Source organism: Protofrankia sp. CiP1_Cm_nod3, from assembly GCF_982290655.1.
In genome coordinates this window covers 30,523-32,465 of the sequence record NZ_CEVIVD010000047.1, presented here as the reverse complement: position 1 = coordinate 32,465, position 1,943 = coordinate 30,523, and the positions used below count along the sequence as shown (strand labels likewise).

At 69.7% G+C, this 1,943-nt stretch carries 1 protein-coding gene; it reads right to left on the bottom strand.

Annotated elements, in window-relative coordinates:
* Positions 1–2: 2 nt before the first annotated feature.
* Positions 3–1,223: a Rieske 2Fe-2S domain-containing protein gene (locus AC5LUJ_RS11530; RefSeq protein ID WP_493464920.1), complete on the bottom strand. Its 1,221-nt coding sequence runs from the start codon at positions 1,221–1,223 to the stop codon at positions 3–5.
* Positions 1,224–1,943: the final 720 nt, after the last annotated feature.

Below are 1,943 nucleotides of genomic sequence, written 5' to 3'. Positions count from 1 at the left end.
GGTCAGGGGCGGGAGCCTGCCTTCACGCGACGGGCGTAGCGGATACCGGCGGGCCGGTCGCGCGCCGGTATCCCCCGGGCCTGTTCGGCCAGCGCGGACAGCGCCCGTCGCAACGCGGCCCCGACGGTGTCCGCGTTCGCCTGGGCGCTGCCGGGTGCGCCGTTCGTGAGCGCGTCAGCGTCCGTGTGGGTGCTTCCGGTGCTTCCGGTGATGTCGTGGCTGGTAGCTGGCAGGGGCAGGCCGTCCAGCGGGTGCCTTTCCCGCGCGGTGAGGTGCAGATCAATGATCATTTGTTCGACGCGCGCGGCCTCGGCCAGCCGGTCGGGGCTCCCGGCGCAGTCGTTGCGGAACAGGCGGGCGTAGACACGGGTGGACGTGGCGTCCTCGGGCTGGAGGCAGAAGAAGATCGTGCTGGTGGTCCCGGTGTCGGGGCAGCGCAGGACCAGGCGGAGCTGGAACGGCGGCCGGTAGAGACAGGTCGACAGCTGCCGGCGGCCGCTCCAGGGCCGCGAACTACCCTCCGTCGTTACCGAATTTGCTGGACTGGTGACTGTCTGCTCCATTCGCAGGCGAAAACCATTGCCATCGGTAGTGATGTCACGACGAAAGGTGATTGTCTGTTCCCCTGTGCCGCCCGCGCCCGCGCGGATCGGGCCGCCGCGGACCGGGTCGGCGCAGACCACGCTCGGGTGGACGAACGGCAGGCTCGCCGCCTCGAGGAGATCATCGGCGAGTACGCCCGCGCACGCTCTGCTCCGGTTGACATCCAGCCAGCGGGAGGCGAAGACGGAGTCGTCCGCCTCGGGCAGATCGATGATGTCCGCGAACGGTTCCTCGGGAGCGATCCAGACCAGTCCGTGACGTTCGGTGGCGCCCCACGCCGAGGCGGCCCGGGTGCGTCCCGGCCGGGAGCCGGGCGGGCCGGGCGAGCCGGGCGTCGGGCCGGACGCGGGCTCCGGGCCGGGCATGGCCGTGCACGCGCCGGACGCGACGAAACGCCAGCCATGGTAGGCGCAGGCCCGCCGGGGGCCGTCGACACGGCCGGCCGCCGACGGCGTCAGCAGGTACGGACAGTGGTCGGCAAGGGCCATCACCCGGTTGTCGAGACGGGCGATCACCCATGGTTCGCCGAGGAGCCGTACGGATACCGGCTCGTCACCGATGTCCGACGACCGTGCGACCGGATGCCAGCCGTGCCGCAGCGAGAGATCCGTGTTCGTCATGCGTGAGCGGACGTCGACCACCTCCGGGAGAAGGGGCTGCCGGGGCAGGGGCTGCCGGCCGTGGGGGCGGATCGCGGGCCAGCCGCTGGCTGGCCTGGGCGGGCCCGGGTCCGCGATCCGGTGACGGGTGTGGTAAAGCGTTCTTCGAATGTGCTGATTGAAGTGAGCCGTTGTTTCGGTTTCGCGTCCCGGGTGTGACGCAAGGTGATGGTGATCGATATCTCACTGTGTTCCGTCACCGTGTTCCGGGGCTCCCCGGCCGTGGCTTCGGGCTCAGGGGCCCGGCGCGCCGGAAATCATGTGATCGCGATACCCCCGTGTTCGGGGAATCTGTGGGTGTCGTCGTGAGAACGCTCCCTTTTCCCGAGAAAACCGGACGTCTTCGTACTGGACGGCTACGGTTCCCGCCGCGGGCGCATCGCGTTCAATGCGGATGAATGCGGTCACGATCCGGCACTGTCGGCTTTCGCCGGATGACTCCCGCCGGTGGCCGGGCAGGAGGACCCGGCGCGTCGCCGACAGTGAACATGCGTGTAACCTCGCAGGACTATCGTCGGCTGTCATGTGGGGCCATGCGCGACCGACTGTCTTCCCTGCTGGCATACCCACCAGTGGGTTTCCGTGTCGCGCCGGCGTTCCCACCGCGTCTTCCATGATTGCGACTTCCATGATTGCCACCACGGGCGACACCGTCGATGGCCGGACCGCCCGGCCGGCCGG

Excerpts from the sequence above, each read along its gene's own strand:
- AC5LUJ_RS11530 (WP_493464920.1), bottom strand. The coding sequence starts at position 1,223 with ATGACGAACACGGATCTCTCGCTGCGGCACGGCTGGCATCCGGTCGCA.